Genomic DNA, 25,391 nt, shown 5'->3' with positions numbered 1-25,391 from the left:
TTATTTATCCCTCTATCTATAATTCATAACCAAAATGATGCAATTTATTTTCTTTTTCTCTCCAATTTTTTTCTACTTTAACCCATAATTGAAGATTCACTTGACTTCCTAATAATTTTTCTATGTCTAATCGTGCTTTTCTCCCGATTTCTTTTAACATTTGACCTCTTTTACCTATTATAATGCCTTTATGAGATTCTTTTTCACAATATATAGTAGCATGTATATCTATTAAATCTTTATTTTCCCTTTGTGCTATACTATCTATACCTATAAATATCCCATGGGGAACTTCATCATGCAAATTCTCTAAAGCTTTTTCCCTAATTATTTCAGATATTATAAATCGTTCAGGTTGATCTGTTATCATATCCTCTGGAAAGTATTGAGGTCCTTCAGGTAATAGTTTTTTAATAGATTGAATATATCTATCTATATTAGTCCCATTTATAGCTGATATTGGAATTATATCAGTAAAAATATTCATGCTTTCGTATTTTAGCACTAGTTCATCTATCTGCTCCCCTTTTAATTTATCTATTTTATTTATAAGTAATATTATAGGAGTTTTTAACTCTTTTAGTTGCTCAATAATATAATTATCCAATCTACCTATTTTAATACTATCATCTACCATAAAAGTCACTACATCTACTTCATTCAATGTACTTTTTGAAACCTTTAACATATATTCTCCTAATTTATTTTTAGGTTTTTGAATTCCAGGAGTATCTAAAAATATTATTTGACAATCCTCTTCTGTATATACAAGTTGTATCTTATTTCTTGTGGTTTGAGGCTTGTTGGATGTAATGGATATTTTCTCTCCAATAATATAATTAAGCAATGTAGATTTACCTACATTTGGTCTTCCTATTACTGTTACAAATCCTGATCTATACATTTTATCACCTCTACATTAATTTAAATCCTCTGGTCCAAAACTATAGGGTAACAATTCATCTAAAGTATATTCTCTATATTCATCTTCTGAATTTGCTACTATTATTAAAGCATCTTTACCAAATTCTCTAATAACTTGTCTACAAACTCCACAAGGATAAGTAAAATTAGAATCACCCACTATTGCAATAGCCTTTATATTCCTATGCCCCTCAGATATTGCTTTAAATATAGCAGTTCTTTCTGCACAAATCGTTGGAGAATAAGAAGCTATTTCTATATTACAACCAGTATAAATATCTCCATTCTCTGTTAATATAGCTGCTCCTACTCTAAATTTAGAATAAGGTACATAAGCTTTTTTCTTAGCTTCTAACGCTTTTTTTATTAAATATTTTTTGTCTATATTATCCATATTATTCACCCTCATATAATTTTAATAAATATCAATAATAGTATTGGTATTTACAACTTGTATCCAAGTTATCCCTGGATTTAAAACTATCTCTTCTCCATTTTTATCATAATAATAAGTTTTACTATTTCTTGATTCTTTTGACCATTTTATATCTATTCCCTTACCATTAGTTATATATTTACCTTTTCCCTCTCCTATCAAATCTATAGACAATCTACCTTCCTTATCTATAACACTAGTTTTCGCTTCTTGTATTATTATGTTTTTTGTCTTTATAGGAGTATTATCTAATTCATCATGGTGTTCAACTCCATCTTTTTTACGATAATATAATTTTTCATTTGAATTGTATATATAAGAAGTGACATTATTATTGTAATAATGTATATCAATACTATTTGCTACAAATCCTTCAAGTTCTACATCTTCATCGTTAAATTTAAATCCTTCATAATGCCCTATTAAATCATAACCCTTAAGCCCTTGAACTTCCCTAATAACTTTCATACTAGTATATGTATTATGAGGTGATCTTTTTTTTACTTTTTTATTTTCCCAAAAAACTTCATTGCTACTGGATAATCCATCTATATCAGCTATGTTTAATTTAATTATATCCTGCTTAGCTTGAGGGCTTCCCCCTACTCGCACATATATTGGATCATATTCCAATAGAGCAGTTATAAAATAAGGTCTGGAAGATCTTATAGGTCCTATAGCTTCAGGATCATTTATTAGAAAAATTCCCATATATCTAGTATAAGGAGCTTCTACTAAAAATTCATAAACTATTTCTGCTTGAGATAATCCTGATTGCCACCTAGCATTTGGGTGATTGTCAAACATTACAGCAACAGGACGTCTTTTTACTTTCTTTTCTGGTGCATAAATCCCTGATAAAGGAGATGGAATACCTTTCTGTATTTTCTTTTTATCATTAGAAGTATATTCTGCTGAAATCTTTTCTGTTTCTTTTAATATTTCATCCTCAACTTGAGTTATATCTTTTTTACAACTTAACAATAAAAACAATAATATTATTATAAATAATAAAGTTGTTTTTTTCATATTTTCCTCCACTAACCAATTATTTGAAATACTAATACACCTATTATTATACCTAATAATGCACCAGATATTACTTCAAATAAACTGTGTATCCTACCTTCTACTCTACTTTCCCCTACAAGAATAGCCATAAAGAATGCAAGGGTAGATACCAACATATTATTAGCTTCAAAGGATATAATAGTAGCAATACAAAAAGATACTGCTGCATGTCCGCTTACAATCCCTCCCTGAAAAGGAGTGCCCTTTCCTCTATAAAATTTCGTTTTTATACCAATAGTTACTAAAATTACCAATGCTAAAGCTACAAAAGTTAAATGAATTGGGGAATTTTTTATTTTATGCAGTATCTGATTTGTATAGGGATTTAATCTATCAAAAAATAAAAGATATCCTACTATCAATGAATTTATAGCTGCTATTAAAACTCCTCCAGCAGCTATATCCTTTGTCACTCTAGCTAAAGGATGAAAATCTTCCGTTATTAAGTCTATAGTTCTTTCTATAGCTGTATTTATCATTTCCGTAATAAATACTAATGATATGGCAAAAAAAAGTAATAACATCTCTCCTCTTGAAAAATCAAAAAATAAACTCAATACTATAACCGCTATAGATATTATAAAATGGATTCTCATATTCTTTTCTGTTTTTAAAGTATATATTATACCAGATACAGCATAATTAAAACTTTCCATTAAGGATCTCGATTTCATAACATTCTCCTACTTTTCATCTTTAAATATTTTTAACCTTTTCATTATTTCTTTTTCTTTATTTCTCATGATAGTCCTTTCTTCTTTATCAATATGATCATATCCAAATAGATGTAACATACTATGAGCAGTTAAATATGCTACCTCTCTTACAAAGGAATGACCATAATCCTTAGCCTGCTCTAAAGCTTTCTCAGCAGAAATTACAATATCTCCTAATAAAGGTATAGGCACTAACATCTCTCCATCTAATGGGAAAGATAGAACATCTGTTGTGCTATCAATATTCCTATATTTTTTATTTAACAACCTTATTTCCTCATTATCTACAAAAGATATACTTATTTCATAACTCAAAGATTTTCCTTCTAATACTAGACATTCTTTTACTACTTGTTCTAATATTTTATACAAATTTTCATCCAGTTTAACTTTATTTTGTCTATCGTCTATACATACCCTCATATATTTATGATTCTCCTTTTTCTTTTTCTAATTCCAACTTTGGATATTCTATCCTCTCATGAAATATCCCTGCCATCACAGATACAAATGAATCTGCAATAATATTTAAATCCTTAAAAGTTAAATTACATTCTTCAAGTTGTCCATCTTCAAATTTTCCTCTAATTACATTTCTAATCATATCTTCTATTTTGTTTTTATTGGGTTCTTTTATAGATCTAACAGCTGCCTCAGTAGAATCAGCTAACATAACTATTGCTGCTTCTCTGGTTTGAGGTTTAGGGCCTGGGTACCTAAAGTCTTTAACATTAACTTCATTCGATTCTTTCTCTTTTAGAGCTTTATGGTAAAAATATGCTACCATAGTATCACCATGATGTTGAGCTATTATATCTATTATCTCTTTTGGTATATTATGTTCTTTTGCCAATTCTATACCATCTTTTGTATGATTGATAATTATTAATGCACTTGTTCTAGGATCAAGTTTATCATGAGGATTGTCCATCCCTAATTGATTCTCTTTAAAAAAGTAAGGTCTTTTAAGCTTCCCAATATCATGATAATATGCTCCAACTCTAGCTAGCAATGGATCTGCCCCAATAGCTTCAGCAGCTCTTTCACTTAAATTTCCTACAATTATGCTATGATGGTAAGTCCCTGGTGCCTCTAAAAGTAATCTCTTTAAAAGAATTTGATTAGGATTAGACAATTCTAATAATTTTAAAGGTGTTACAACTTTAAACACATTCTCCCAAATTGGCAAAGTTCCTATAGTCAAAATAGCACAAAATAAACCATTAAGCATTCCATAACCGCTTTTCCCTATTAACTCCATTAATTCTAGTTTCTTTATTAATCCAAAAGATATAATAGTTAATATATTAAATATACCCATTATTAAACCATTCATCAATATATTATATCTTTGTTGACGTTTTGTAGCCATATAAGCCCCAATACTTCCACTTACTAAGTACATAGCAATTAATGCATCCTCTAATTTAAACATTAAACTTAAAATAAATATTATAAATATATTAACTATCAAAGATAACCTTATATCAATTAATATTGCAATTAAAAGGGCAGCTGCCGATACAGGCATTATAAAAGGCGAAATATTATAAGTTCCTTCACATATTAATATTATAGTAGTTATTATAATAATTAATATTAACAGCTTGTTTCCTTCTAATACTTCCTTGTTAAATAAATGGATATAACCGAATATAATTATCTGTAACAATGCTATTAATATTATAACACCTACAACTGTTCTTTTATCGCAACCTTCTTTTTCTTTTAACAATCCTGACTCTTTAATTAAATATAAAGCATGACTATCTATAACATCTCCTTTTCGAACAATCACTTCATGTTCTTTTACAATAACTGGCTCTATTTTTGCTATTTCTTCCTCTTTTTTTCTCTTTGTAGCTTCCTCATCTATAAATTTATTTGGTTGTATAGTGTTAGTTAAAATAGCTATTCCTAATTGTTTTTCATTTTCACTAAGATCCATAGTTTCAAAAATCTTTTCAATATTATTTTTTTCATATTCTAAATCTTCTTCCTTTATTCCTGCTCCCATGATTTGATTTATCAAATCATATAATGTGTTCTCAAAAGCGTCTAATTTACTATCACTTAATTTTAAAGCAATATAGTATTCGTTTTTAGAAAGTAAAATTCTAGACTCTTCGCCTAAAACTTCTATTTTTTCATTAAAAGTTAAACTTTCATCAGCTTTAAGTTTTCTTACTTTGTTGAAAAACTCTTTAATATTTTGCTTCATAGTCATCTGTACTGAAGGACTTAATCTATACTTAGGTTCAACATTATTAGCTACACGTGTCTTTAATTGTTCTGTAGCTATCTTATCTTCAATTTCTTTAGTAGCTCTTATTTCAAAAGGTGCAATATCCCCAACTTTCACATCTATTTTTTTGGTCTCTACCTTTTGAACAATAACTAAAAAAAGAATTATTGTAAATAACAATAATATTATAATATTTACATATTTTTTATTTTTGTTTCTAATTTTACCCTTCACATTGTTTTTCATATGGGCATCTTCCTTAATCTAACCGTATTTTTCCTCGTATTTCTCATATGCTTCAATTATCTTTTGTACCAAAGGATGTCTAACTATATCATATTTGGTTAAATATACAAAATCTATACCTTCCACATTACGTAATATCTTTGAAGCTGATACAAGCCCTGAAGATTTACCTTTGGGCAAATCAATTTGAGTTATATCTCCTGTTATTATAGCTTTCGATCCAAATCCTAATCTAGTTAAAAACATTTTCATCTGCTCATTAGTGGTATTCTGTGCTTCGTCTAGTATCACATAAGCAGAATCTAAAGTTCTACCTCTCATATATGCCAAAGGCGCTACTTCTATCAGCCCTTTTTCCATAAGTTTTAGATAAGTTTCAAATCCCAGTATATCGAAAAGTGCATCATAAATAGGTCTAAGATAAGGATCTACTTTTTCTTGGAGATCTCCAGGTAAAAAGCCTAAATTTTCACCAGCTTCTACTGCAGGTCTTGTAAGTATAATTCTATTCACTTCTTTATTTTTAAAAGCATTTATTGCCATAGCCATAGCTAAATAAGTCTTACCTGTCCCTGCTGGTCCTATTCCAAATACAATATCATTATGTCTAATTCCATCAATATATCTTTTTTGACCTAAAGTTTTAGGTTTAATAGTTTTTCCTGATTCTGTAATACATATTATATCATTTAATAAATCCTTTACCCTCTCTTCTTTTCCTTCTAAAATTAATTGAATAGTATATCGTAAATTTTGTTTTGTAAGCTTTTTTTCACTTTTTATTATTTCTATTAATTTTTTTATTAATCTTTCTCCTAGTTCTGCAGAGAGCTCATATCCTATAATAATTAGCTTTCCTTCTCTTAAAACCACTTTTACATCTAATTCCTCTTCAATTATATTTATATTTTCATCTAAATTCCCAAAAAGCTCCGATATAATTCGATTATCTTCTATACTTACTATTCTTTCTTGTTTCTCTTTTGCCAAAACATAATCCTCCTTTATTTCATTTTTATAATTTGTTTTTGCCCAATATCTTCAACTACTTCTACCACAACATAGGTAGATAGTATATTCTTTTCGATATTATACATTACATCTTTTGATTGTATTTCTGCTTCTTCCGGAATTTGCTTATTTAATTCCTCTACTGCTTTGATATAAGAGGATTGCTTTAAAAATTCTATATTTTGTTTTACCTCTCTTTTTTCTACTTCAACATATTCATGAACAAAAATTCTAAAAGGTAGATAAATTTTCCCTCCAAAAGGTTTCACTTCTTTTGTCTTTTGAACATAGTATTCATATGGTATATTCTCACTAAAAAATTGAATTCCTTTTTCTCCAAATTTTATCTCATAAATTTCTATTTTGTTTTCTGTTTCTTCTTCTATAACCTTTACTATAGGTTCTTCTAATCTATACGAATACCTAGTCCTAGCTATAACATCACCATCTGCATGTACTAAAATGCTCTCCTCCGCATTATCATCTGCAATTATGCCTGCAATCAATATCTGCCCTTTTTTTACTACATCTCCTTTCCTAACCATAGTTTTCCCATTTTTTGCTATTACCTTAACTATTATTCCTTTTTTACTTGCCACTACATTACATGGAATACTTGTATCCAATTTTTTTGGTGGAATATCTTGCTCCTGTATTGAAATAATTAATCTTGTTCCTTTTATGTCAATAGATGCAAAAGAAATATATTCAAATTTATTTAATAATAGATTTTTTATATAATCCTTATCTATAGTATATTTTATTATACCAGATTTTATATTTTTATTTGATAAGAACTCAATTATTGAATCATCACTATAAATTTCATTACCTATTATCTCAATACTCCATATAAAAGAAGATAAAATAATAATAACACTAAAAAATATAAAAACTCCTAATCCTAACACTTTCCGATTCTTTAATCTATATAATAAAAAAGGCATGCCTTTTTTATTTACTACTTCAACCCTACATCCTACTTTTTTTACTACTTCTTTTAACTCTTTAAAACCTTTTGCACTTACCTTCATTTTTAATAATGTGTAATCTATTCTTTTTATGTCCCAAAGATATATATCTTTATCTGCAGCTAAATTTAAAAACCTTTCTAATGTTAATCCCTCAACCTTTATAATAACATATCCTCTTAAATAATTCCATATTTTTATAAGCCCCACAATTTCACCCCTTAACTAATTATCTCAATTTTTTCTATATTTCCTGTAACTATTATTTCTTCTGAGAGTATAGTCTTTAACTCTAAATTTAGCCCTTCAATTTTAATTATCCCTATACTGGAATTTATCCTAAGAATTTCATCAGTATATTCTATGATACCTTTGTGATTTGATACATGTAATTCAAGGTTTCCTACCATTATTATCTTGGGTAAATCTAACACTATATCTTTGGGTAATTCAAATACTTCTGATATATTATATTTAAAATCATCTACTTTATTTTTCATACTATAAAATCCTCCTCTTTAATAATTTTATGCTTGGGAGTATTTTAGTATTACATGGAAAAGAGCATGTAGAAAACTACATGCTCTTTCTTCTATTTCTTATACTTTTAGGTTCCTGTAATATTTGTGAAAATATTATCCCTTTCAATATGTCTTTTTTAATTTGTTCTTTAGGGGTTTTTTTCATTTTATTTTCTGTTCTAGTTTTTAATGTTACTTCTCTTTTTTCATCATAATTTTCAAAATCAACGGAAATAGATTCTTCCCAAGGTTTTTTCCCCCAAAAATCATTATCTATTAATTCTTTCTCTTCACCATAATCCACTTCTATATTCTCCTGAGTATTAAAATCTCTTATATCTTTAGGAGCATTTACCCTTGTTTCTTTTTTTCTTTTTGCATTTTCCATTTCAATTTTTTGTTTTTCCTTTATACTATTTAAAATCACATCCATTATAACTAAAATCACAAAAAGTAATAAAATTGGCGAAAACATACTTGCCGCCTCCTAATCTTCATCATTGACCTCATCTTCAGTAAGTTTAGATATAGAGCTTCTCATTTCTGTATCAGCTAATATGTTTTTCATATTGTAATAATCAATGACACCTATATTTCCTTCCCTTAACGCATGAGCTATTGCAAGGGGAACTTCTGCTTCTGCTTCAACTACCTTAGCCTTCATTGCTTGAACTTCAGCCTTCATCTCTTGTTCTCTTGCAACTGCCATAGCTCTCCTTTCTTCCGCTTTAGCTTGTGCTATTCGTTTATCTGCCTCTGCTTGTTCTGCTTGAAGTTTAGCTCCTATATTTCTTCCAATATCTACATCAGCTATGTCTATAGATAATATTTCAAATGCAGTTCCTGAATCTAGCCCTTTATCTAATACTGTCTGAGATATAGAGTCTGGATTTTCTAATACTGCTTTATGAGAATTAGAACTACCCACAGTAGTTACAATTCCCTCTCCTACCCTTGCTATAATTGTTTCTTCTCCTGCTCCTCCTACTAGTCTTTCAATATTTGCTCTAACAGTAACTCTTGCTTTTGCAATTACTTCAATTCCATCTTTTGCTACTGCTGCTATTTGTGGTGTTTCAATTACTTTAGGATTTACACTTACTTGAACTGCTTCTAGTACATCTCTTCCAGCTAGATCTATAGCTGCTGCTCTTTCAAACTCTAAAGGTATATTTGCTCTCTGAGCTGCTATTAAAGCATCTACAAGGGTGTTTACATTACCTCCTGCAAGGTAATGAGCTTCTAATTTATCCACTTCTATAGTTAATCCTGCCTTTGTTGCTTTTATTAAAGGATTGACTATTTTTGAAGGAACTACCCTTCTCAACCTCATTCCTATTAAAGTACCAATACTAATTTTAACACCTGAAAAATAAGCTGTTATCCATAAACCTACTGGTATAAATGTAAAAAACAATATTACTAAAATAACTATTAACACTGCAATTCCAATGATTAAAGCTGCTGAACCACCCATACTAAATCCTCCTTACAAATATTTTTGGTCCTTCCACCCTTACTATTTTTACTGGTGTATTCTTAGGTATAAAACCTTCATCAGATAAAGCATCTATTCTTTTACCATCTATTTCTATTATCCCAGAAGGGCGAAGTTCTGATACAGTGATACCTTCTTTGCCTAGGTATTCATCTTTAGAATAAGCACTTAAATAACCTTCTTCATTCTCTTGACGAGTTGTAAGCACTATCTTTTCCAAATGAGGACTTTTATGTCCCAATTTAACCAATAATATAGTTATTATTGTAGTCAGTATAATTGCTATACTTAAAGGTATTAAAGCTGAAACCAAAGTATCCATAGATAATATAATTCCTACTATGACTAGTATTATACCAGATATCCCAGGTAATCCAAATCCTGGTACTATAGCTTCTACTACTAATAGTATTAATCCAACAACAAATATTGCCAAAGAAGTCCAATGAGAGTACCCAGCAATTATATTACCAGCAAAAAATAATCCAAATCCTAATATGCTTATAGTTCCTCCAATTCCAAAACCAGGAGTAAAAATCTCTATAACCATGCCTACAAACCCTATAGTCAACAATAAAGTATTCATATAAGGATTAGATAATATCTTAGATACCTTTAATTCTTTACTTTCCTCCAATTTAATTATATCCCCATAGGATATATTAAAAAATTGAAGCATCTCATCATAATTATTAGAAATTAAATCACAAACACCTAGTTTTAATGCTTCTTTACTAGTTAAATTTAATAATTTTCCTTTTTCCGAAACTCCTTCAATATATACATCAGTATCTGCCATCGCTTCTATCACTTTAGGATCTCTACCCCTTAATTGGGCTACATCTCTTAAAAAACCTTTCCACATGGATAATACCTTTTCATTATTAGGAATAGTCTCTGCTGAACCAATAGTTGAACTGTGGGACATAACAACTTTCTCTGAGGAGATAGTGATAAGTACTCCTGCTGATACAGCTTTATTATTTACAAAAGATATGGTAGGTATATCTAACTCAATTATTAAATTTTTTATTTTTTCAGCTTCATCTATTAATCCACCATAAGTATCAATTTCAAAAATTATTGCTTTGGGATCTTTTTTCAACACATCATTTAAAGTTGTTTTTAAATAATTATATGTGGCACGATTAATCTCTCCTTTGATAGGAATTACATATACATCCCCTATATTCTCCGATGAAACAACATTATTTAATAATAAAAAGATAAAAATAAATAAAATCAGCGTTTTCTTCCATTTCAACATATCCACCTCCTATTATATTATATTCCTACCCCAACTTTTAAACAATAAAAATATTATAAATTTAATTTATTCGTTTTATATAAATAAAACCTGGGGTAAAACCCAGGTTTTATTTTAAATGCTTCTTAACAATCTCACTAACTGTATTACCATCAGCTCTGCCTTTCACTTTTGGCATTACAGATTTCATAACTAATCCCATATCTTTCATGGTCTCAGCACCTATTTCATCTATAGTTTTTACTACAATTTCTTCAATTTTTTCCTCTGTTAGCTGTTCAGGTAAGTATTCTAGTAAAATATCCATTTCCTTTTGAGTTAATTCTACTAAATCTTGCCGTTCTCCTCTTTTAAAATCTTCAATAGCATTCTTTTTCTCTTTTAGTTGTTTAGAGATTATATCTATTATTTCTTCATCTCCTAATTGTTTCCTTTCATCTACTTCCTTTTGTTTAATAGCTGCCCTGACCATAGTTATAGTATTTTTCCTAATTGTTTCTTTATTTTTCATGGAAATCTTAAAATCTTCCATAAGTTTCTTTTTAAGGGACATAAATCCACCTTCTTATTAAAAATAATTAATATTTATTTTTCTTTCTTCTAGCTGCTTCTGCTTTCTTTTTACGTTTTACACTTGGCTTTTCATAATGTTCTCTTTTTCTATATTCATAAAGAACACCTGAACGAGCACATTGCTTTTTGAATCTTCTTAGTGCATCATCAAGAGATTCGTTTTCTCTAACTTTTATTTCAGTCAATTACTTCTCCCTCCCCTCTCTAATGCAAAAAGTACCTCATATTACCTATAATAAGCAAAATGCAATACTAAACTATTATACATTGATTATATAGTTTCTGCAACTTGTAATTAGCCTGGAGGCCAAGAAAATTTACGCCCACCCAATACATGGAAGTGAATGTGAGAGACAGTCTGCCCTCCAAATTCTCCACAATTATTTACTATCCTATAGCCTTCTTCATGAAAACCCATTTGTTTTACAAGTTTTTTTATAACATAGAATATGTGACCTATCAATTCTAAATTTTCTTCATCTATACTATTTAAAGATTCAATATGCTCCCTAGGTATTACCAAAAAATGAATTGGAGCTTGAGGGTTTGCATCCTTGAAGGCAATAACCTTATCATCTTCATATATAATTTCACTTGGTATTTCTTTATCAATAATACTGCAAAATACACAATCTGTCACCTTTTCACCCCCTCTATTTTCATCCATTCCTGTATACTAGGTCACAATTCCTATATCTAATATATTCGATACAAGTTTTATAATTCCTCTATTTTTCCTATCAAAATATCATCTTTTTCACAAATAATTTTTACGGGAAGTATTTTTCCTTTAATTGAATCATCTGCTTTGGCTTTAACCCTTATATAATTAGTAGTATATCCTTCCATATAATCAGCATTATCTTTACTATTTTCTTCAAATAGCACCTCTAAGGTATGACCTAAAAATTTTTTATTAAAATCTTTCATTAACTTATCTCCTAAAGCTATAAGCATGTCTGAACGTTGTTGTTTTATTTCTCCATGAATTTGTTTTTTAAATTTACTTGCTGGAGTACCTTTTCGAGGGGAATATTTAAAAACATGAATTCTTGAAAAACCTATTTCCTTCACAAAATCATAGGTCTGTTGAAATTCTCTGTCAGTCTCACCTGGAAAACCTACAATTATATCCGTTGTTATTCCTACATTGGGCATATATTCTCTTATCAATTTTACTATTTCTTTATACTGCTGAGTTGTATACTTCCTATTCATCCTATTTAATACTTCATCAGAACCACTTTGTAGTGATAAATGAAAATGATCACACAATTTATTAGTTTTTATAACTCTTCGCATGAACTGATCATCTATTAAGGTAGGTTCTATAGAACTTAAACGTATCCTTTCTATACCATCTACTTTCGCCACTTCCTCAATTACATCCACCAAAGAAATTGAATTTAAATCTTTGCCATAGGAAGCTACATGAATTCCTGTCAATATAACTTCTTTAAAACCAGCTTCTGATAATCTTTGAGCCTCATCTATTATGGATTGTAAATTTCTACTCCTTATAGGACCTCGAGCATAAGGAATAATACAATAACTACAAAATTGATTACATCCATCTTGAATTTTTATATAGGCTCGAGTTTTAGATTTTACATCTGCTATATTTAAATTTTCAAATTCTTTATGCTCATTTACATCTTTTACCATATTTATCTTTTTATCTTCCAAAATCGCTTTTTCACATAAATCCACTATCTTATCCCTATGAGTTGTCCCCAAAATTACATCTACTTCTTTCATTTTTTTCACTTCATCGGGAGCTACTTGAGAATAACAACCCACTACTGCAACTATTGAATCTCTATTAAGTTTTTTTGCCCTACGTATAAACTGTCTAGATTTTCTATCTCCTAAATTAGTTACTGTACATGTATTTATAACATATATATCTGCAAATTCATCACACTCTACTATTTGATATCCTCTTTTTTCAAATAATTCTTGCATTGCTTCTGTTTCATATTGATTAACTTTACAACCTAAGGTATAAAAAGCAACTCTATTCATTTCATCACTCCTAAATCACCAAGCTCATATAATATAATAGTTGATGCTACTAAACCTGCTGTTTCAGTTCTAAGAATTCTAGATCCTAGAGTTATACTTTGTCCACCAACAGATTTTAAAAGCTGTATTTCTTCTCTCTCAAATCCGCCTTCTGGTCCAATTATTAAATTTATCTTTTCTCCTTCTATATTATTTAAAATATCCTTAAAAGATATACTTTTTTCCATCTCATATGGCACTATTATATTTTTTTCACCTTCTAATTTATCTAACATTTCCTTAAAACTCATTATATTTTGAACTTTAGGTATAAAATCTCTTTTACTTTGTTTTGCAGCCTCCTCTGCTATGGCTCTCCATCTATCTAATTTTGATTGTTCTTTTTTTTTATTTTTTATTTTAACTATAGTCCTATTTGTAATTATGGGGTAAATTTCTTTTACTCCAATTTCAGTTACCTTCTGGATTAAATAATCCATTTTATCTCCTTTAGCTATACCTTGATATAATGCAATATGAATAGGGGATTCATGCTTGCCTTGAAAACTTTTAATTATTTTTGTAATTACTTTTTTGTTATCAAATTTTATTATTTTACATATATAAACTCTTCCTCCAGAAGATATCTCTATAATATCATCCTTTTTTAATCTCAAAACATCTTTAATATGGTTTGTATCCTTCCCAACAATTTCAATTGTATCTCCTTGAATCTGCTCTTTATCAACAAAAAATCTATGCACATTTACTCACCTTCTGCCTTAGTAGATACTATGGAAACCCAATCTCCCATAACTTTTTCTTCTACTATATGATAACTATTTCTCTCAAGTGCTTGAATGACCATATCTGCTTTTTCAGTTATTATTCCTGATGCAATAAATATTCCTGTTTTCTTTAAATAATCATTTAAAGATTCTATAAGTTCTATAATTACTTCTGCTATAATATTAGATACTATAATATCAGCTTTTCCTTCTACTGCATCTAACAAATTTCCTGCTCGTATATCTACTATATCATCTACATCATTTAATTTCACATTTTCTTTAGACGCCTTAATGCTTAATTCATCTAAATCTACTCCTACTACTTGTTTAGCTCCTAATTTTGCTGAAACAATACTTAATATTCCACTACCCGTTCCTATATCATACACTATGTGTCCTTCTTTTACATACTTTTCTAACATTTCTATGCACATAATTGTAGTTTCATGAGCTCCCGTTCCAAAGGCCATGCCTGGATCTAGTTCAATTACCAGCTCTCCTTCTTTATTTTGATATTGTTCCCAAGTAGGTTTAATTACTATTTTATTTCCAATTTTAATTGGTTTGTAATATTTTTTCCAACCTTCTGCCCAATCTTTTTCATATACTTCCGTTATAGTAACCTGTCCTAAGGGTTTATCAAAATTATCATAAATATTTCTTTCAATACTATCCCTGATAAGCTCTATTTTATCTATTAAATCCTCGCTTTCTGGAAAATAAGCTTTAATTATTACCTCTTCATAATCCTGTTTAATAAGACTTGGATCTATAAAATCCCAATCTTTCTCCGATTGTTGAAATGCTAATATATCCTTAGGATCTTCTATAGCTAATCCTGTTACACCTAAGTCATACATTATATTTGCAACCATCTCTTCTGCTTCAGTAGTGGTTTTTATTTGAACTTCAATCCATTTCATGGCTTCACATCCTTTTTATGAATCTCAAAATATTATACCCTAAATAACATGAAATTACCATAACTTAAAAAACAATCACTCCAATTCGAGTGATTGATCAATTCCCAAAAGCATCCCTCATCTTATCAAAAAATCCTTTTTTTCCTTCTTTATGATGCTCTCCACTCTCTTTAGCAAATTCCCTTAGGAGTTGCTTTTGCTTCTCATTTAATTTTTTAGGTACCTGTACTTCTACATTAAAATACAAATCACCTCTTCCAACTCCTCTTACATTAGGTACTCCTTTGTTTTTCAATCTAAATCTAGTCCCAGTTTGAGTACCTTCCGGTATATTATATTTAGACATTCCATCTAGTGTAGGAACATCTATTTCTACACCAAGAGCTGCGTCTACAAATGAAATAGGTACTGTTAAATATATATCATTTCCTTGTCTTTTGAAAAATTCATGTTCTTTTACATTTATATATATATATAAATCTCCTGGTGGACCACCTCTATCTCCCATTTCTCCTTCTCCATGAATAGATATAATTGACCCTGTATCTACTCCTGCAGGAATCTTTACTTTTATTTTCTTGTTTTTTATTTCTTTTCCAGTTCCTGAACACACAGTGCATTTTTCTTTAATAACTTCTCCTGTTCCATTACATTGATCACATGTAGCTACTCTAACAAAACGTCCAAAAGGACTTTGTTGGACATATCTTACTTCCCCTGTTCCGTGACATTTACTGCAAGTTTCTTTACTGCTTCCTGGCTTTACACCTGTACCACTACATGTTTCGCATTGTTCAGTTTTTCTTATCTGTATTTCTTTTTCTGCTCCAAATACTGCCTCCATAAATTCTAAATCCAGATTATATCTTAAATCAGCACCTCTAACTGGACCTCTCCTTTTAGATGAAGTTTGAGTAAAACCACCACTAAATATATCAAATATATCATCAAATATATCTCCAAACCCACCAAAATCTTGGCTATATCCTCCTTGACCATTTACTCCTGCATGACCAAATGTATCGTATCTTCTTCTTTTATCTGAATCGCTTAATACTTCATAAGCTTCGTTTATTTCTTTAAATCTTTGTTCAGCTTCTTTGTCACCGGGATTTAAATCTGGATGATATTTTTTCGCTAAAAATCTATATGCAGTTTTTATTTCACTTTCTGTAGCGTCTCTTGATACCCCAAGTATTTCATAGTAATCTTTCAATCTACACACCTGCCTTCAATTATAACTATAGATAATTTTATCAAAATTCAAAGCTAAATCCAATAGGGATTTAGCTTTGAATTTTTAAAATCTATTCATCATCATCTACTACTTCAAAATCAGCATCCACTACATCGTCATCATCACCTGAGGAGCTATCTGTTCCAGGACCTTGAGCTCCTCCTTGAGCTCCTGATTGATCGTATATCTTCTGAGATATACTATAAAATTCTTGAGTAAGCTCTTCTGTCTTTCTCTTTATCTTTTCTACATCATCGCCCTCTAATGCTTTCTTTAACTCTTCTAATTTTGATTCCACTTTGGATTTTTCTTCTTGAGAAACCTTATCTCCTATATCTTTTAATATTTTCTCAGTTTGATATATCATAGAATCTGCATTATTTCTTATTTCAATTTCTTCTCTCCTCTTCCTATCTTCTTCTGCAAATTTTTCCGCTTCTTTTATTTTTTGTTCAATCTCTTCTTCAGTTAGATTAGTTGAAGCAGTAATTGTAATCTTCTGCTCTTTTCCTGTACCTAAATCCTTAGCAGATACATTTACTATACCATTAGCATCTATATCAAAAGTAACTTCTATTTGAGGCACTCCTCTTGGAGCTGGTGGTATACCTGTTAACTGGAATCTACCTAAAGTAGTGTTGTCACGTGCCATTTCTCTTTCCCCTTGAACCACATGAATATCTACAGAAGTTTGATTATCAGCTGCTGTAGTAAATATTTGTGATTTCCTAGTAGGTATAGTAGTGTTCCTTTCAATTATTTTTGTAGTTACACCACCTAAAGTCTCTATACCAAGAGATAAAGGAGTTACATCTAGCAACAATACATCTTTTACCTCTCCACTTAATACTCCACCTTGAATAGCTGCACCAATAGCAACACACTCATCAGGATTAATATCTTTTTGTGGTTCTTTACCTGTTAATCTTTTTACTGCTTCTTGTACTGCAGGTATTCTAGTTGAACCTCCTACCAATATTACATTATCAATATCACTAGGCTTAAGGTCTGCGTCTTTTAGGGCTTCTTTTACTGGGTCCATAGTTTTTTCCACTAAATGAGCTGTTAATTCTTCAAACTTAGCTCTGGTAATATCCATATTTAAATGCAATGGTCCTGAATCTGTAGCAGTTATAAATGGTAAATTTATATTAGTAGACATTGTAGAAGACAGCTCTTTTTTAGCTTTTTCTGCTGCTTCTTTTAATCTCTGTAAAGACATACTATCCTTTCTTAAATCTACTCCATGTTCCTTCTTAAATTCTTCAGCTATATAATCAATTAAAGCTTGATCAAAATCATCTCCACCTAGACGATTATTACCTCTAGTTGCCAATACTTCTATTACTCCATCTCCTAATTCCAAAATGGAAACATCAAATGTACCTCCACCTAAATCATATACCATAATTTTACGCTGATCTATTTCTTTATCTAATCCATATGCAAGTGCTGCTGCTGTTGGCTCGTTGATTATCCTTCGTACATTTAATCCTGCTATTTTTCCTGCATCTTTTGTTGCTTGTCTCTGACTATCTGTAAAATAAGCTGGAACAGTTATTACTGCATCAGTTATAGTTTCACCTAAATAAGCTTCTGCATCAGTTTTAAGCTTTTGCAAAATCATTGCTGAGATATCCTGTGGGGTATACTCTTTCCCATCTATAACTTTCTTCCAATCCTTACCCATTTCTCTTTTAATTGACATAATAGTTCTATCAGGATTAGTTATTGCTTGCCTTTTAGCTGTTTCACCTACTAATCTTTCACCATCTTTTGTAAAAGCAACTACTGATGGTGTAGTTCTATTTCCTTCTGCATTTGGAATTATAACAGGCTCTCCACCTTCTATTACAGCCATACATGAGTTAGTAGTTCCTAAATCAATACCAATTATTTTTCCCATACAAATCCCTCCTTAAAATGTTATTTAGACACTTTAACCATACTTGGTCTAATTACTTTTCCATCTAACGTATATCCCTTTTGCAATACATCTAATACAATTCCCTCTTCTTCATCTTCTACTTCTTCCACAAATACAGCATGATGAAGGTTAGGGTCAAATACTTTGCCTTCACATTCAATTTCGCTTACTCCATTTTCCTCAAGAACTCTGAGAAATTGTTCATATATCATCTTCACACCTTGATAAAAACTATCCTCTTTTTTATCTTCCTCCACGCTATCAAGAGCTCTTTCAAAATTATCCAATATAGGTAATAATTGATTAATTAAATCCTCTATAGCATAAGTATATGTTTTTTCTTTATCTTTTTTAACTCTATTTTTATAATTTATGAAATCTGCTTGCAATCTTAACAATTGATCTGTTAACTCTTCAATTTTTTCATCTTTTTCAATTAATTGAGATTCTAAATCTTTATCTTTTTCATCAACTTTTAATTCCTCTTTTTCTTCTTTTTCTTGATCCTGTTTATCCTTATCTAAAACATCCTCCTTTATAGTATCTTCTTTCTTTTCCATTTCATCACCCCTTTTGCACCTTTTATTTTATATCTAGAGTAACACTCTAAATTTTCTATTATTTTTTTAATAATAATTCTAATACTTCTGTTAAATTAACTGAAAATAATTTTAGAGTGTTTATTACCATAGGATAATTCATTCTAGTAGGTCCTATAACACCTATCTTTCCAATAGTTACCCCTCCTAATTTATAGGTAGTAGTTATTAAGCTACATTCTTTTATTGGATCATATATATTTTCATTTCCTATAGTGATTTCTATTTCATCTTCATTCGTGCTATTTAACAGTATATCTGCTAATAACTCTTTATCTTCAATAAAAGATATGAAAGATTTTGCTTTGTCTAAATCCTTATATTCAGGAAAATCAAATATTTTATTGACTCCATCAGCATATACTTCTACATTGTCTGTGTCATTAAGAGTTTTATTGATTATATGAATTATGTTATCTATAATTTCCTTATACTCATACATCTCCTTAAATACATTATTGTCTATTTCTTTTCCAATATCCTCTATAGTGAGCCCCTTTAATTTATTATTTAAAAAATTAGATATTATAGTTAATTGATCATCATTGATTTTTCTATCTAACTTAAATATAGTATTTTTTACAATCCCTGAATCATTTACTAATACCAACAATGCTTCTGAATCATCTATAGGTATTAACTGTATATGTTTCAATTTACTTTTCTTTAATTGAGGTGATAAAGCTAATGCAGTATAATTAGTAATTAATGCAGTATAATTAGTAATTGCAGATAATATTTTAGCAGAGTTTTGAATTAATTCATCTATCTCATCGGCCTCACTAATTAAAGCTTTTTTTATTTGTTCTTTCTTTTTTGTATCTATTGTAAGTTTTTCCGTTTTTAAAAGTTGATTTACATATAATCTATATGCCTTATCTGAAGGTACCCTGCCAGCTGATGTATGAGGTTTACTTAAATATCCTAAATCCTCTAAATCTGACATTTCGTTTCTTATAGTTGCCGAACTAACCCCAAAATTATACTTCTTAGATATAGTTCTTGAACCAATAGGCTCTGCACTGGCTATATAACTATTTATTATGGCATGAAGTACTTTTATCTTTCTATCATCCAACATAATACCACCTCATTATCACCTCAGTTTTATGTTTCAAATACTTATTAGCACTCTTTAAGCCTGAGTGCTAATTTTAAATTATCATTATTCCTGCATTTTGTCAATACCCTTTTAGAAAATTTAAGGCAATAAATCCACGTACACTATATTTGACAGGTCTAATCCTAACGAAGTAAACCTTATAAATCTATCATCCATGTATATTAATCCCCCTTTTTCATGCTTTTTAAATACATTTCCATATATTTCATCTACTGATATATTAAATCGCTGATAAAATTCATTTTTATCTATACCATCCGTTAATCTAAGACCCATCATTAAATATTCAAAAATTTCCATATCTCTACTAATTGTTTCTTCTCCTTCTATAGGAAATTTGTGATTTTTAAGTTGTTTATAGTAATTTTTAAAATTATCATAATTCCAAAATCTCTTTCCATATAAATTAGAATGGGCTGCTAATCCTAATCCAATATAAGGCATTAACCGCCAATAGATTAAATTATGTTTGCACCTATATCCTTTTTTAGAAAAATTAGATATTTCATAATGCTCATAACCATTGTCCCTTAATAATTCTATACCTCTATGATACATATATCGTTCTTTATCCTCAGAAGGCATATCTATTTTACCATCTTCATACCACTTTTTTAATAAAGTATCATCTTCAAGTATAAGGCTATAATAAGATATATGCTCTACTCCTAATTTTATCATATCCTTTAAAGTTTTTTCACATTGATAAATGGTTTGGTCAGGTAAACCAAATATTAAGTCCACATTTATATTATTAAAACCCAAGTCTCTAATAAGTTCATAATTTTTATAAAAATCCATTTCAGTATGAATCCTTCCAATTTTTTTCAACAACCTATCATCTAACGACTGTACTCCTAAACTTATTCTATTTATACCCATTGATTTATAACTTTTTAATTTTGGCTTATTTAACGTACCAGGATTGGCTTCTATTGTAATCTCTTCTATATTTGAAGCATTATAATTTTTGTATATATAGTCTAATATTTTAAATATATACCTTTCATCAATGCAAGAAGGGGTACCGCCACCTATAAATAGAGTCTTTATATTATAATTTTTTAAAATATCCTTATACAATTCCATCTCCATTAGAAGAAAATCTATATACTTAGTTACCTCTTCATTAGATTTAGTATATGAAATAAAATCACAATAATAACATTTGCTAATACAAAAGGGAATATGAATATAGATGCCTATTTGTTTCAACTAAAAGCCTCCTATCAATTTATAAACTTAATGCACACTTAAGTGTGCATTACTTTTCATCATATTTTAATACAGCTAAAAAAGCTTCTTGTGGAATTTCCACTGCACCTATTTGTCTCATTCGCTTCTTGCCTTCTTTTTGCTTTTCTAATAATTTTTTCTTCCTTGTAACATCTCCACCATAACATTTTGCTAATACATCTTTTCTAAGAGCTTTTACAGTTTCTCTTGCTATTATTTTAGAACCTACAGCAGCTTGTATAGGTATTGCAAATTGATGACGAGGTATTTCTTCTTTTAATCTTTCAGCAATAGTTCTGCCCCTCTCATAAGCTTTATCTTTATGAACAATAATAGAAAGAGCGTCTACCAACTCTCCATTTATCAATATATCAAGCTTAACTAGGTCTGATTGTTGATAACCCTTTAATTCATAATCGAGAGATGCAAAACCTTTAGTTCTTGATTTTAATGCATCAAAAAAATCATATATTACTTCATTTAAAGGCATATCATAATACAATATGACCCTGTTTTCTTCTAAATATTCCATATTTTTAAATACACCTCGACGATTTTGACAAAGCTCCATTACAGTTCCTACATAATCTGCTGGTGTCATTATGGAAGCAGAAACTATTGGTTCCTCCATGTATTCTATCTCTGACTCTTCAGGAATATTTGTTGGATTTTGTATAGATAATATTTCGCCATCTTTCTTTTTTATCCTATATATAACACTGGGAGCTGTAGTAACTATGTTTAAATCAAACTCCCTCTCTAATCTTTCCTGTACTATTTCCATATGAAGAAGCCCTAAAAATCCACATCTAAATCCAAAACCTAAAGCGGCAGAATTCTCTGGCTCAAATACTAAACTAGCATCGTTTACTTGTAATTTCTCCAATGCATCTCGTAAAGAGTTAAAATCTTCTCCTTCTGCAGGATATATACCACAGTAAACCATTGGAACCACTTTTTTATATCCTGGCAATGGGATTTCTGTTGGATTGTTTTTGTCTGTTATAGTATCTCCTACCCTTGCATCTTTCACATTTTTTATACTAGCTAATACATAACCTACTTCCCCTGCTTCTAACTTATCTACAGCAATTTGTTTTGAAGTAGTAATTCCCACTTCTGTTACCTCGTAGGTTTTATTAGATGACATCATCTTTATTTCCATACCTGGTTTTATACATCCTTCAAATACTCTAATATAGCAAACTACTCCTTTATAAGAATCATAGTAAGAATCAAATATTAAAGCCTTTAGAGGTGCATTCACATCCCCTTTTGGAGCAGGGATTTTTTTAATTATTTCTTCCAATACCTGTTCTATATTTAAACCTTCTTTAGCAGACACCAAAGGTGCATCTTCTGCATCAATACCAATGACCTCTTTTAATTCTTTCTTTACTTCATCTGGTCTAGCACTAGGTAAATCTATTTTGTTTATTATAGGAACTATCTCCAAATCCTGTTCTAAAGCCAAATATACATTAGCTAATGTCTGTGCTTCAATGCCTTGTGTTGCATCTACTACTAACAAAGCTCCTTCACAAGCTGCTAATGATCGAGAAACTTCATAATTAAAGTCTACATGTCCTGGTGTATCTATTAAATTTAATATATATTCTTCTCCATCTTTAGCTTTATAAGTAAGTCTTACATTTTTAAGCTTTATAGTTATACCTCTTTCTCTTTCTAAATCCATACTATCAAGTACTTGCTCTTGCATTTCCCTTGAAGTCAATAATCCTGTTTTTTCAATTAATCTATCAGCAAGAGTAGATTTTCCATGATCTATGTGAGCAATTATTGAAAAATTCCTTATATTGTTTTGTTTTTTATTTTGCATACTCTTCCTCCTTAAGAAGTTTCAATAACCTTAGAGAATAATTATATCAAAAATACTCTTAGATGTAAAACAAAAGACCAGTAAAACCTGGTCTTTAATCTTCTTTTTTTAAAACCTTTAAATCAATAATATAATTTTCCCCAAATAATTCTAAACGATTTTGTTTAATATTCATATTAAATATAGTTGGATTATCTAAATATCCTAAATGTATTATATTATCATTTACTATTTTTATCCCCATATAAAGAAATAATAAGGTTGAAAATAAAATTATAACTCTACATCTCTTTATTCTCTTTTCTTTTTTTTGGCGTTTTCGTTTTTCTATTCTAGTCTCCACAAACACCACCCTAGTTAATACATAATTTAATCTATTTTTCCAAATCGTTCATTAAAGGGAAAATATCTAAAAGAAGTTACCCCTTTTATAGATTCTACAGGCACACAGCCAAAATATCTACTATCCTTGCTAGCTCCTTCTTCTCTATTATCTCCTAGCACAAATACATATCCTTCAGGAACTTCCCAGTAATTATCATCATATACTTGAGTATAGGAACCTTCTTCTATATAATCTTCTTCTAATAACTCCCCATTTAAATAAACTTGCCCATCAATTATAGCAACAGTATCTCCTCCAACCCCAATTACTCTTTTTATATAATCTTTATTTGAAGCATCTGGAGCTTTTAATACAACTATCTCTCCTCTTTTAGGTCCCGAAAAATATAAAGGTATTTTATTTGCAAATAATCTATCTCTTTCATGTAATGTAGGATACATAGAATTTCCCAATACATAAGTAGTATTAAATACAAAGGTTTTAATCAACACAGCTATAATAATAGCTAATAAGATACTTTTTACCCATTCTAAAACTTCATTTTTTACATCTTTTTTATTGTTCTGTTCCATATTTATCCTCTCCTTAACCAAGAAGTTTATTGATATTATATCATCTTTTGTAACTAAAAAAAAGTGTTATTTCTGCTCAATATTATCTATAACAACACTTAATATCTCTGCCACTAACTTTGCTGTTTCCACAGCTTCTTCCATAGTATTCAAATTGCTTCCCAATTCAATTAAAGCTGAATAATTAGAAAGAAATTGATTATATTTACCCTTAGGTTTTATTAAAATTCCTGTACATAAATCAGGATACATAGCATCAGATACTGCTTTAAAATATTTTACAAAATTTAATACTTCTTCTTTATTTGGTGAATCAGGTCCTATTACAAAATAAAAAGTAGCTACATCTCTTCCATTAATTGTAACTTTAGTTTTAGACGATAATTTTTTCATATTCTTAGTAACTTTAGGATCATTAGAATCATATCCATCTCTATGAATATCTAACAAAATCTTTAAATTATTGTTTTCTTCTAACTTTTTTGTTATAGTACTTAATGATCTAGAGTAAGATTTATTATAAGAAGGTATATCATGATATGTCGTTACATGTTCAACTTTATGCCCTTTTTCTATTAGTGTCTGTGCCATCTTCTCTCCTATAGTAGTTACATTGTACCGTCTGTCAGTTGTATGATGTTGATTCGTTCCTTCTACGTAATAAGATTCTGTACCATGAGTATGATATAAAAGTATATAAGGTTTATCTTTATCAATTTTTAATGGTTTTACATTTATGGGCTTAGGTACATTTTCTATGTCTACATTCCCTTCTGAATCATTTATAATTATGAAATCTTCATATTCCTCTAAGCGATCAATTATTATAAAATCTTCTATTATAGTTGGACTTTCGCCTGCATCGTCATCACTAACCTTATCTTTTTCTATATCTAAGTTGTTTTCTTTAAAAGAAATTGCATAAGGAAATTGAGCTTTTAACAATCTATTTATACTATCCTTTATATCTAATCTACTTATTAAATTCTTTTTCCAACTCTCATTTATATTTTGTTTATTCTTATATAAATTAATAATAGAGCTTGTTCTCCCAAATAATGTTATATAAAAACTATCTACTTCTTGAGGTGAATATTGATTAAATACAAGTTCTGACTTATACTCTGCCTTATCTTCTTCATTGCCAATTATATTTATAAATATTGTACCTATGTTAAATACTAATAAACACAGCAAAACTAATATTATATAAGTATTTCTCATGTTATCTTGTTTCATAAAAATCCTCCCTAAAATTATGTGTTCAATACATAGATTATATTCTTAATATATAAAAAATATGATACTTCTTAG

The 25,391-nt window shown here is 29.4% G+C and carries 27 protein-coding genes; all 27 read right to left on the bottom strand.

From position 1 onward, the window contains the following. Positions 1–16 precede the first annotated feature (16 nt). The gene (era, locus tag JL105_RS04020; RefSeq protein WP_132025865.1) at positions 17–904 is read right to left on the bottom strand and encodes a GTPase Era; all 888 of its coding nucleotides are present in this window, start codon (positions 902–904) and stop codon (positions 17–19) included. Positions 905–919: 15 nt separating this feature from the next. Further along, positions 920–1,309, bottom strand: a complete 390-nt coding sequence (locus JL105_RS04015; protein WP_132026256.1) for a cytidine deaminase — start codon at positions 1,307–1,309, stop codon at positions 920–922. Positions 1,310–1,339: 30 nt separating this feature from the next. Next, positions 1,340–2,389 carry a DUF3048 domain-containing protein gene (locus tag JL105_RS04010; RefSeq protein WP_132025863.1) on the bottom strand — a complete coding sequence of 350 codons (1,050 nt, stop codon included), beginning with the start codon at positions 2,387–2,389 and terminating at the stop codon, positions 1,340–1,342. 11 nt (positions 2,390–2,400) lie between these two features. Beyond that, the gene (locus tag JL105_RS04005; RefSeq protein WP_132025861.1) at positions 2,401–3,105 is read right to left on the bottom strand and encodes a diacylglycerol kinase; all 705 of its coding nucleotides are present in this window, start codon (positions 3,103–3,105) and stop codon (positions 2,401–2,403) included. A gap of 9 nt (positions 3,106–3,114) precedes the next feature. Further along, a complete protein-coding gene (gene ybeY / locus JL105_RS04000) occupies positions 3,115–3,570 on the bottom strand; it encodes an rRNA maturation RNase YbeY (protein WP_132025859.1) in 456 nt (151 codons plus the stop codon). Between the two features lie 4 nt (positions 3,571–3,574). Continuing rightward, entirely contained in the window at positions 3,575–5,638 is a 2,064-nt protein-coding gene (locus JL105_RS03995; RefSeq protein WP_132025857.1) for an HD family phosphohydrolase, read from the bottom strand. Positions 5,639–5,656: 18 nt separating this feature from the next. Then, positions 5,657–6,628: a PhoH family protein gene (locus tag JL105_RS03990; RefSeq protein WP_132025855.1), complete on the bottom strand. Its 972-nt coding sequence runs from the start codon at positions 6,626–6,628 to the stop codon at positions 5,657–5,659. Positions 6,629–6,642: 14 nt separating this feature from the next. Further along, the gene (gene yqfD, locus JL105_RS03985; protein WP_132025853.1) at positions 6,643–7,830 is read right to left on the bottom strand and encodes a sporulation protein YqfD; all 1,188 of its coding nucleotides are present in this window, start codon (positions 7,828–7,830) and stop codon (positions 6,643–6,645) included. Between the two features lie 11 nt (positions 7,831–7,841). Further along, the gene (gene yqfC, locus JL105_RS03980; protein ID WP_132025851.1) at positions 7,842–8,120 is read right to left on the bottom strand and encodes a sporulation protein YqfC; all 279 of its coding nucleotides are present in this window, start codon (positions 8,118–8,120) and stop codon (positions 7,842–7,844) included. A 76-nt stretch (positions 8,121–8,196) separates the two neighbouring features. Continuing rightward, on the bottom strand, positions 8,197–8,616 hold the full coding sequence (locus JL105_RS03975; protein ID WP_132025849.1) for a hypothetical protein: 420 nt from the start codon (positions 8,614–8,616) through the stop codon (positions 8,197–8,199). 12 nt (positions 8,617–8,628) lie between these two features. After that, positions 8,629–9,618 (bottom strand): flotillin-like protein FloA, encoded by a 990-nt coding sequence (gene floA / locus JL105_RS03970; protein WP_132025847.1) that lies wholly within the window; start codon positions 9,616–9,618, stop codon positions 8,629–8,631. 1 nt (position 9,619) lies between these two features. Beyond that, positions 9,620–10,903: an NfeD family protein gene (locus tag JL105_RS03965; protein ID WP_237722308.1), complete on the bottom strand. Its 1,284-nt coding sequence runs from the start codon at positions 10,901–10,903 to the stop codon at positions 9,620–9,622. 112 nt (positions 10,904–11,015) lie between these two features. Beyond that, on the bottom strand, positions 11,016–11,459 hold the full coding sequence (locus JL105_RS03960; RefSeq protein ID WP_132025843.1) for a GatB/YqeY domain-containing protein: 444 nt from the start codon (positions 11,457–11,459) through the stop codon (positions 11,016–11,018). A gap of 25 nt (positions 11,460–11,484) precedes the next feature. Next, a complete protein-coding gene (gene rpsU / locus JL105_RS03955; RefSeq protein WP_132025841.1) occupies positions 11,485–11,664 on the bottom strand; it encodes a 30S ribosomal protein S21 in 180 nt (59 codons plus the stop codon). Positions 11,665–11,774: 110 nt separating this feature from the next. Then, complete coding sequence (locus tag JL105_RS03950) at positions 11,775–12,146, bottom strand: histidine triad nucleotide-binding protein (protein ID WP_202690616.1); 372 nt, start codon at positions 12,144–12,146, stop codon at positions 11,775–11,777. A gap of 50 nt (positions 12,147–12,196) precedes the next feature. Then, entirely contained in the window at positions 12,197–13,504 is a 1,308-nt protein-coding gene (mtaB, locus tag JL105_RS03945; protein WP_132025837.1) for a tRNA (N(6)-L-threonylcarbamoyladenosine(37)-C(2))-methylthiotransferase MtaB, read from the bottom strand. After that, positions 13,501–14,247: a 16S rRNA (uracil(1498)-N(3))-methyltransferase gene (locus JL105_RS03940; RefSeq protein ID WP_132025835.1), complete on the bottom strand. Its 747-nt coding sequence runs from the start codon at positions 14,245–14,247 to the stop codon at positions 13,501–13,503. The genes mtaB and JL105_RS03940 overlap by 4 nt, the downstream gene beginning before the upstream one ends. 2 nt (positions 14,248–14,249) lie before the next feature. Next, positions 14,250–15,197: a 50S ribosomal protein L11 methyltransferase gene (prmA, locus tag JL105_RS03935; protein WP_132025833.1), complete on the bottom strand. Its 948-nt coding sequence runs from the start codon at positions 15,195–15,197 to the stop codon at positions 14,250–14,252. A 97-nt stretch (positions 15,198–15,294) separates the two neighbouring features. Next, positions 15,295–16,413, bottom strand: a complete 1,119-nt coding sequence (gene dnaJ / locus JL105_RS03930; protein WP_132025831.1) for a molecular chaperone DnaJ — start codon at positions 16,411–16,413, stop codon at positions 15,295–15,297. A 91-nt stretch (positions 16,414–16,504) separates the two neighbouring features. Further along, positions 16,505–18,340, bottom strand: coding sequence for a molecular chaperone DnaK (gene dnaK / locus JL105_RS03925; RefSeq protein WP_132025829.1), 1,836 nt, complete (start codon positions 18,338–18,340; stop codon positions 16,505–16,507). A gap of 20 nt (positions 18,341–18,360) precedes the next feature. Then, on the bottom strand, positions 18,361–18,921 hold the full coding sequence (gene grpE, locus JL105_RS03920; RefSeq protein ID WP_132025827.1) for a nucleotide exchange factor GrpE: 561 nt from the start codon (positions 18,919–18,921) through the stop codon (positions 18,361–18,363). A gap of 58 nt (positions 18,922–18,979) precedes the next feature. Next, a complete protein-coding gene (gene hrcA, locus JL105_RS03915) occupies positions 18,980–20,041 on the bottom strand; it encodes a heat-inducible transcriptional repressor HrcA (RefSeq protein ID WP_132025825.1) in 1,062 nt (353 codons plus the stop codon). A gap of 120 nt (positions 20,042–20,161) precedes the next feature. After that, positions 20,162–21,298 (bottom strand): radical SAM family heme chaperone HemW, encoded by a 1,137-nt coding sequence (hemW, locus tag JL105_RS03910; protein WP_132025822.1) that lies wholly within the window; start codon positions 21,296–21,298, stop codon positions 20,162–20,164. Between the two features lie 49 nt (positions 21,299–21,347). Continuing rightward, on the bottom strand, positions 21,348–23,159 hold the full coding sequence (gene lepA / locus JL105_RS03905; RefSeq protein ID WP_132025820.1) for a translation elongation factor 4: 1,812 nt from the start codon (positions 23,157–23,159) through the stop codon (positions 21,348–21,350). A gap of 94 nt (positions 23,160–23,253) precedes the next feature. After that, complete coding sequence (locus JL105_RS03900) at positions 23,254–23,502, bottom strand: hypothetical protein (protein ID WP_132025818.1); 249 nt, start codon at positions 23,500–23,502, stop codon at positions 23,254–23,256. Positions 23,503–23,528: 26 nt separating this feature from the next. Then, positions 23,529–24,077 (bottom strand): signal peptidase I, encoded by a 549-nt coding sequence (gene lepB, locus JL105_RS03895; protein WP_132025816.1) that lies wholly within the window; start codon positions 24,075–24,077, stop codon positions 23,529–23,531. 66 nt (positions 24,078–24,143) lie between these two features. Then, positions 24,144–25,316: a stage II sporulation protein P gene (spoIIP, locus tag JL105_RS03890; protein ID WP_132025814.1), complete on the bottom strand. Its 1,173-nt coding sequence runs from the start codon at positions 25,314–25,316 to the stop codon at positions 24,144–24,146. Positions 25,317–25,391: the final 75 nt, after the last annotated feature.

Origin of the sequence: Keratinibaculum paraultunense, from assembly GCF_016767175.1 — a bacterium.
GTDB lineage: Bacteria > Bacillota > Clostridia > Tissierellales > Tepidimicrobiaceae > Keratinibaculum > Keratinibaculum paraultunense.
Note: the sequence above shows the minus strand (reverse complement) of the source record. Positions and strands in the feature narration are given on the sequence as shown.

Coding starts and splice junctions, on each gene's coding strand:
- JL105_RS03975 (WP_132025849.1), bottom strand. CDS start 8,616: ATGTTTTCGCCAATTTTATTACTTTTTGTGATTTTAGTTATAATGGAT.
- JL105_RS03950 (WP_202690616.1), bottom strand. CDS start 12,146: ATGGATGAAAATAGAGGGGGTGAAAAGGTGACAGATTGTGTATTTTGC.
- ybeY (WP_132025859.1), bottom strand. CDS start 3,570: ATGAGGGTATGTATAGACGATAGACAAAATAAAGTTAAACTGGATGAA.
- JL105_RS04005 (WP_132025861.1), bottom strand. CDS start 3,105: ATGAAATCGAGATCCTTAATGGAAAGTTTTAATTATGCTGTATCTGGT.
- mtaB (WP_132025837.1), bottom strand. CDS start 13,504: ATGAATAGAGTTGCTTTTTATACCTTAGGTTGTAAAGTTAATCAATAT.
- dnaK (WP_132025829.1), bottom strand. CDS start 18,340: ATGGGAAAAATAATTGGTATTGATTTAGGAACTACTAACTCATGTATG.
- spoIIP (WP_132025814.1), bottom strand. CDS start 25,316: ATGAAACAAGATAACATGAGAAATACTTATATAATATTAGTTTTGCTG.
- JL105_RS03995 (WP_132025857.1), bottom strand. CDS start 5,638: ATGAAAAACAATGTGAAGGGTAAAATTAGAAACAAAAATAAAAAATAT.
- JL105_RS04010 (WP_132025863.1), bottom strand. CDS start 2,389: ATGAAAAAAACAACTTTATTATTTATAATAATATTATTGTTTTTATTG.
- era (WP_132025865.1), bottom strand. CDS start 904: ATGTATAGATCAGGATTTGTAACAGTAATAGGAAGACCAAATGTAGGT.
- hrcA (WP_132025825.1), bottom strand. CDS start 20,041: ATGTTGGATGATAGAAAGATAAAAGTACTTCATGCCATAATAAATAGT.
- grpE (WP_132025827.1), bottom strand. CDS start 18,921: ATGGAAAAGAAAGAAGATACTATAAAGGAGGATGTTTTAGATAAGGAT.
- prmA (WP_132025833.1), bottom strand. CDS start 15,197: ATGAAATGGATTGAAGTTCAAATAAAAACCACTACTGAAGCAGAAGAG.
- lepB (WP_132025816.1), bottom strand. CDS start 24,077: ATGGAACAGAACAATAAAAAAGATGTAAAAAATGAAGTTTTAGAATGG.
- JL105_RS03960 (WP_132025843.1), bottom strand. CDS start 11,459: ATGTCCCTTAAAAAGAAACTTATGGAAGATTTTAAGATTTCCATGAAA.
- floA (WP_132025847.1), bottom strand. CDS start 9,618: ATGGGTGGTTCAGCAGCTTTAATCATTGGAATTGCAGTGTTAATAGTT.
- yqfC (WP_132025851.1), bottom strand. CDS start 8,120: ATGAAAAATAAAGTAGATGATTTTAAATATAATATATCAGAAGTATTT.
- lepA (WP_132025820.1), bottom strand. CDS start 23,159: ATGCAAAATAAAAAACAAAACAATATAAGGAATTTTTCAATAATTGCT.